Origin of the sequence: Gilliamella sp. BG2 (assembly GCF_046635645.1) — a bacterium.
Taxonomy (GTDB): Bacteria; Pseudomonadota; Gammaproteobacteria; order Enterobacterales; family Orbaceae; genus Gilliamella; species Gilliamella bombi.
In genome coordinates this window covers 1-6,635 of record NZ_JBIDFF010000050.1, presented here as the reverse complement: position 1 = coordinate 6,635, position 6,635 = coordinate 1, and the positions used below count along the sequence as shown (strand labels likewise).

Sequence of the window (6,635 nt, the reverse complement as noted above, 5' to 3'; positions counted from 1 at the left end):
CATTATAAATGGTAGGCCGACTGACCATAAAGCGTTTTGCCAAATCAGTGACCGTTATTTTTTCTTTATGATATAAGTGCCATATCTCTTGTCTGTGATAAGGCGTTAGTTTTGTTTTTTTATGTATATTCAATACAGTACTGTCTCAAATTACTGTAAACAATGCGGAAAATCCTCACATTGCTAGCTACTGAAGCCGATATTATTGATCTAGATAACAAATATCGGTCTTGTGCACAAGATAGATCAGTTGGTTTATTATAAAATTTGGTGACAGAATTAACTGTCACCTTTAACTATTAAATATACAAAATTTAGGATAGGTCTGGTGGCCTATCCAGTCTTTTCCTACAACTAATTAAAAACGCGATTAATAAGCTTATTAACAACTCCACCAACAATAACCGAGGTTACAAAACTAGCTAATACTCGCCCTTCTGTTTTTATTGATTTAAGATCTTCATCTTCTTCACACGCTTTTGCTATTTTATCTTGCGCAGTATATACTGCTGCTGTTGTTAAAAGAAGCCCAGAACCCACACTAATTAATTTAAAAATTGACATGTATAACTCCTTATTGTTTTATAGCTAAATAGATAAGCACAACTTTAATTAGAAAAATAAAAAACTTTTGTTAAAGATATTTTCCCATCATTTTTTTAAGATCTATATTATTTTTTAATATATGATTCGTTATTTTTGCATCATTGTATTTTTTTCTTAAGGTTGCTATATATAAACAAGCTGGAATTGTTACACGATAAGCTGGTCCTGTAACATTAAATAGTAACCATAAATGGTTTATTGCCAAACAAATAGTTACTACTAATTCCTGATATCGCCTCGGATAAGGTCTTGGAAACATTACTGTCATTATATTTCCTGATTTAAAACCAAGATTGTTTAAAATGCTAAATATTAAATAATTTGACATTAAAGAAGACGAAGTTATAAAATTTTGAATCCCCATCATTACCATGGATGGTGTAACTTTAGAATTAACATTACCCAAATCTGCTGCTATTTTTTTAAGGTCTTTTTGACTTATATTTTCTAATGATTGCTTGAGAAGTGAATTTAATAAAGCATCTTCAATTTTTTCAATAAAAAAAGGTGCTGGCTCACTTAATATTGTATTAGTTCGATTACATACATCTATTAATATTTCACGATAGCATACCCCTTTACCTTGCCTTAATAAATTCATTCCTGAATTTGCACCAAATGTTTGAAGCTCTGCAGCTATAGATTTCCAATATAATTGATGGTTAGGATAATGTCGTTTATAACTTGCATCGCTTGTTAATGTTTCGGTAAACCGAAGGGTATTATCCTTAGGATCAACAGTCAATATAGAAACCAATAATTCTAAATCTTCATTAGTACATTGTTTTAAAAAAACTAGGTCTGAATCATCTCTATAAATAGCCATTTATACTCCCCTTATTAATTATTAATTATTAATTATGATTACAACACTATAGCAATCAGAATTTCCTTCATAAGGAATTTAAGGTGTTTTCGTTCTAATTTTTTATTACTGGTTCATTTGTTATTTTGAATTCAAAATTTTGCATGCAATAGTGTTTATCTCGATAAACTCAGCCCAACTATATTTATTTTTATAATTGAGCTGATATTGTTTATCTACACGGCAGATATCTGGCCTTGTTTCATAAATGGTACATAATTTTGTTTGATGGTCATAATAGCGACATACCCCATTACCATTATCAAGAAATAGCGTTTCTTTCGAGCGATTAACATTGCAACAACAAGCTCCACATTGATAACAAGGAAACTGGGGGGAATTACTCATAATGATTTTAACCATGAATTTACTGACTCAAGATTACCAGCTTCAAATGGTAATTTAATGCCACGACGAGTTACTTCTTCTTTTAACAGAAAGCTACGTTCTAGTTCATCATTGGTCGTGGTGAGATGCAATGTAAACGACGCTAATTGTTGCGTATCCATATTGAACTCTAGCCTTGCTAACTCTTTTAAGTAATTATCTAACTCAGTATTTACAGCTTTAAAAAAATCGAGAGTTCTTTCGTATTTATCTTTAAATTTATCCAAAAAAGCCCAAATTTTTTGAGGAAGAGTCCCTTTATCTAGATAGTGATTAAATGCTAATGTTAAAATACCAGTCGCTAGTGCACTACAAAATGCAGATAATTCGGTACCGAATGGAAAAGCAAATAATTGCGAACAGATACTATAAATAGCAGTACCACAAACAACTGAAATTCCAGCGCTAATAATTTTACTTACTTCTTTAACTAATTGACCTAAAGGTAATGAATTAGGGTTGCAAAAGATTAATTTTATAGCTGCCGTAATATGCCCCCACATTTCCCGAATCATTTTTCCAAGCATTTTTTGCGTAGTGAAAAATATATTGGTAACAGTAGTGGTTACACTCGATAACGCACCACTAGCAGCGCCATCTTTGAAAGAATTAAAAAAATCTTTAAATTTTAATTTTATTCGTTCCCATATAGCATTAAATACATCGCTAATATCATTTAAAAAATTTTTTATAGAAAAATTATATTTATTATTTGCATAAATAGAAGGAAATTGATCGCGTAGTTCAAACCATGCCTCAGCAAGAATAAGCCCTAGCATCTGTCTTGTTCCCATTTTAAAACCAGAAAGAGCTGATTGATAAGCGACATCTTTAGCAAACTTACTGCTAGTATAATAGGCTATATTGACAGTTCTCTCGTATTTAGCCCGTGCTTTTTTGTCTATTTCAAGCATTTTATTAAAGTTTGCTTTTTCTTTATTTTCTAACTTTTCTAATGATTTTTTTTCTTGATCTGTTAACGATTTTTTCTGTTTTAGTATAGCTATTTCTTGACGGGTTTGAGTAAGTTCATTTTGAAGTTTGCTTACAAAGTCAGACATTGAACTTGCTTTCTTAGACTTATTTAATGTTTCATTAGTGAAATATAAATTGCTACTGTCATTAGCAAGGTCAGTTCCTGATAATTCAGCTAATATTCTACCTTGATCGTGATGTATTTCATTTGCAGCAATAACATGATCTAAATTTTTTTTATCATGTTGAGCAAATATTTCCCCTGTGTAAGCATCTTTTAAGGTATTTGCTTGATGAGCGATTTTTCCTTGTCGATTTGTCTCAATATAATTGGCATGAGAATGATACTCATGTGAATCATATTTTGAGTTTTGTTCATTTATTATTCTTTCTCTATCGGTTGCGTAAATGTTTTGTCGTGCATTATGAACAGTATCAACATCTCCACCTACATTATCTTTAAATAATAAAAAATCTAATCCAAATGAAGTTACCAAAGATTTGACAACGGTATTATGTAACTCTTCGCCCCAATCCATTTCCTGTTTCATCATTATTTTTAGTCCTCGTTAATATAATCAATAAAACAAAAGCCAAGTATTCTTGGCTTTTATCATTACATTTCCTGAGTAAAATCTTTATATTCTTTTTCTTTGTTAATTAATACATTATCTAATTCTTCTTGATTAAGAATATTGAATCCATCACTATCTTTTTCGACTTCAACAATACTATCTTCGGATACTGTTTTAATTTTAAAAAGTGGGGTTGTAATAATATCGGTCATAATAGCTGCCAATAAATAACCGTTATTAATAACTCTTAAGCTCTTTTCCGAATTATCGCTAATATCTTCTCCCCAACCAAGAACCACTATCTTTTGATGCAACTCTTTTAAAGCAGAAAAGTAATAATTAAAGGTCTGATTGATTTTTTCCAACGATGTATAAATTTTATCCACATAGTTATTTGTATTAGATAAATGTTTATCAATTAAATCCATTTTTGTTATTGCTGTGTCAGCTTCAGAACTTGATTTTTTTGCATTTTCTAATGCTTTTTCAGCGTGGTTTGCATACGCAAAACCAGCAATAGCAATCATTGGCGCAATGGCTGCAGCACCTAAAACCATTGCTCCACCAGCCATTCCCCAACCTCCAGCAGCAAGTGATCCACCTCCAATAGCGGCCATAGTGGCATTATATGCAGCTACGCCAGATAAAGCGGCAATAGGTGTTCCTGTTGAAGCAGCTGCAAAAGCCATTACTCCGCTATATACCGCAAAACTTGCAGCTGCTCCCGCTGCACCAGATGCTGCAACCGTACCTAAAAACCCCACTGTAGAAAAAGAATATTCTTCAATTTTATCCATCTTAACTTTAGGAACAGATAACTTAAGATCTTTATTGTCATTTTGTTTCAATTGTTTTAATAATTCGTCGGAAATTTTTTTAAATTCACCAAATGATTTACCAATATTAAGTTCTAATGTACCTAATCGCTCTAATTTCTGTTCTGAAACTTTGTTTAATACATCCAGTTCATCTTTTCGTTTGTTATATCGGCTTTTGGTTCTTTCCAAGATTTCATCAGCTTCTGATTTTAGTTGATAACCATCGTATGCTTTTTTGCCACCAACTGCTGCAGCGACTGCAGCTGCACCTGCAAGAATAATAGGTAATGCCATTGTTATTTCCTCGTTAAATTTATGTTAATTAAAATATATTATGTTTGTATCGCAATAAAACTAGGATGTGATCATCTTTGCTTGCTCTCCAAACCCCCTAACCCAAGCGTTTAACTCACGTTCACTAGATGTGGTGATAGTAAGAATAATTTCGCCATTTTCGATTTCTTCGATTTTTTGTTCATCGCACCAAATTCTTTCTTTGACATAACCAGCCGCTGATTTGGTAAATTGAATTGAAAAAGTACGAGGTTCATGTTCTGGTAAACCAAACGTAGTTTTATTTTGAATGTGATCTGGTACTGATATAGCAACTTTTTGGTTAATAAAATCTAATTTTTTTATTCGGTGGATTGCCAAACAAGTACTGTGTTTTAATTCTGTCGCAACGTTATTTGAAATTACGCCATAAACGTATAAGGCATGATTCATTGCAATTACTTTTTGCGGAATAAAATAGTGGTTTTTTCCTTGTTGATTACCACTAGCAATATAATGAATGTGGCAAAAAGTCTTGTTTTCAATACACTTTAATAAGTCCTCAATAATGCTAACTTTCTCTGAATAATCAATCTTCCCTTTACTAAAAAAGGCAATAGGTTTACTTAGTGAAAAGTGTTCTCTTGTATCTAACTCTAATAACAACATAGAAAGATGCAATAATGTTTGATCAATACGTTCACCAATCTCTGGTGGAATAAAGGGTTTGGACAATTCGCGGCACAAACTTAGATATCGTAATTCCTGATAATTTAAACCTAGTGTATTTTTATGATTGATCTGCAAACTATACCAACGACGATTTTTTTCCTTGCCAGAGCAGAAACATTCAGGGAAAGATAACTCGATCTGTTCAGCTAGTCGTATTACTGTTTGAGCAGAACAGTTTAGTATTTCAGCTAAATCTGATTGATAATGCGGTTTATTATCTGATAGCAAAATGTGATACATTTTCAACAGTTTTTGTCCTGCACTAACATTTGAATCTTTCTTCCTACCCATCATCTATTTACCTATTGTAACCTTTTCCCTAATTAGAAATATTGCTTTATTTTTAATCAGAAATTTTTACAGAATAATATAGCTTTTCTTAACTTAAAGTATTAACTGAATTTATAAATTAAACTTTATGCTTGATCTGAATAAAAATCCAATAACATTTACATTAATAATGTTATATTCTGATTACGCATTAAATTATCAGATTGTTTTTCCTATCTACGGAAAAAGAAATAAAAAGAATTATTTTTTTATTTAATTATTGATGAATAAGAGAAAATTGTCATATCGGAATTTTCGATCAATTAATGATCATTGATCGTTTATTTCGATCAATATTACTCAATTCTATCTTTTTTGTGCTTATTTTGATGTAATTTCAGTAGAGATTAGTTAGCTAGTTTATTAAATATAGCTGAACTCAGTTTTGATAAGACTTTAGACATAAAAAAACCAGCTTTAAGCTGGTGTTCTTTGTGACTTGGTGCCAGTGGTCGGACTCGAACCGACACGCTTTTAAGGGCGGCGGATTTTGAATCTGTAATATTAAAAAATAAAATTATTTTAATTTGTTATAAATCAACAATATAAGAGGTTAGCCAAACCGATAGCTGTATATTTATTCACTATTTTTTAGTTTATTTTACATTATTTACGGCACAAATATGGCACAAACATTTTTTAGATCCTCCATCCGAAATCTCACTTCAAAATTTCACATCAAAAAACAATCAATATAAAATACCCCAAAAATTCTAACTTTGCTCATCATGATAACAATAAACTACACACTACCAATTTACATACGTCAAACGCCCGAAGATTTCGAAATAGAGCTATCGGGCGAGTGCTACATTATCAACAACGAAGAAGATCACAATTATGTATTCTATCAAACGCAGAAAACACTATACGATATCGCCGATTTTGTAATGTTACATGACGCTGTTGAGTATTGTAAGTTGAAGATTGATAGTGTGTTTTGATTATTCAGGTTTTGCGGGAAACACGGCATTAATATCTGATGCATCAACACGCATTAACAAGATTCGATATTTTTTCCACGCCTTTAACTGCGCTTCTTCGTCGGCTTCTTGCATATCTAAATCAATGATA

At 31.5% G+C, this 6,635-nt stretch carries 8 protein-coding genes; 1 reads left to right on the top strand and 7 read right to left on the bottom strand.

What is annotated here, in order from left to right; translation table 11 throughout:
- Window positions 1-354: 354 nt before the first annotated feature.
- From ACGH6Q_RS11815 to ACGH6Q_RS11790, 6 genes are all read right to left on the bottom strand, one after another.
- Window positions 355-564 carry a hypothetical protein gene (locus ACGH6Q_RS11815; protein ID WP_034914571.1) on the bottom strand — a complete coding sequence of 70 codons (210 nt, stop codon included), beginning with the start codon at window positions 562-564 and terminating at the stop codon, window positions 355-357.
- A 70-nt stretch (window positions 565-634) separates the two neighbouring features.
- A complete protein-coding gene (locus tag ACGH6Q_RS11810; RefSeq protein WP_411592917.1) occupies window positions 635-1,432 on the bottom strand; it encodes a DUF3944 domain-containing protein in 798 nt (265 codons plus the stop codon).
- A 120-nt stretch (window positions 1,433-1,552) separates the two neighbouring features.
- Entirely contained in the window at window positions 1,553-1,819 is a 267-nt protein-coding gene (locus ACGH6Q_RS11805) for a YkgJ family cysteine cluster protein (RefSeq protein WP_411592916.1), read from the bottom strand.
- Window positions 1,816-3,387, bottom strand: coding sequence for a cobalamin adenosyltransferase (locus ACGH6Q_RS11800; protein WP_411592915.1), 1,572 nt, complete (start codon window positions 3,385-3,387; stop codon window positions 1,816-1,818). The genes ACGH6Q_RS11805 and ACGH6Q_RS11800 overlap by 4 nt, the downstream gene beginning before the upstream one ends.
- Before the next feature lie 62 nt (window positions 3,388-3,449).
- Window positions 3,450-4,520 (bottom strand): hypothetical protein, encoded by a 1,071-nt coding sequence (locus ACGH6Q_RS11795; protein ID WP_034914564.1) that lies wholly within the window; start codon window positions 4,518-4,520, stop codon window positions 3,450-3,452.
- Window positions 4,521-4,580: 60 nt separating this feature from the next.
- Window positions 4,581-5,525, bottom strand: a complete 945-nt coding sequence (locus tag ACGH6Q_RS11790) for a WYL domain-containing protein (RefSeq protein WP_174798537.1) — start codon at window positions 5,523-5,525, stop codon at window positions 4,581-4,583.
- Between the two features lie 764 nt (window positions 5,526-6,289).
- Here ACGH6Q_RS11790 and ACGH6Q_RS11785 point away from each other — a divergent pair.
- Entirely contained in the window at window positions 6,290-6,505 is a 216-nt protein-coding gene (locus ACGH6Q_RS11785; RefSeq protein WP_411592914.1) for a hypothetical protein, read from the top strand.
- Here ACGH6Q_RS11785 and ACGH6Q_RS11780 read toward each other — a convergent pair whose 3' ends face one another.
- The gene (locus tag ACGH6Q_RS11780) at window positions 6,506-6,619 is read right to left on the bottom strand and encodes a tail fiber assembly protein (protein ID WP_411592918.1); all 114 of its coding nucleotides are present in this window, start codon (window positions 6,617-6,619) and stop codon (window positions 6,506-6,508) included.
- Between the last annotated feature and the right edge of the window lie 16 nt (window positions 6,620-6,635).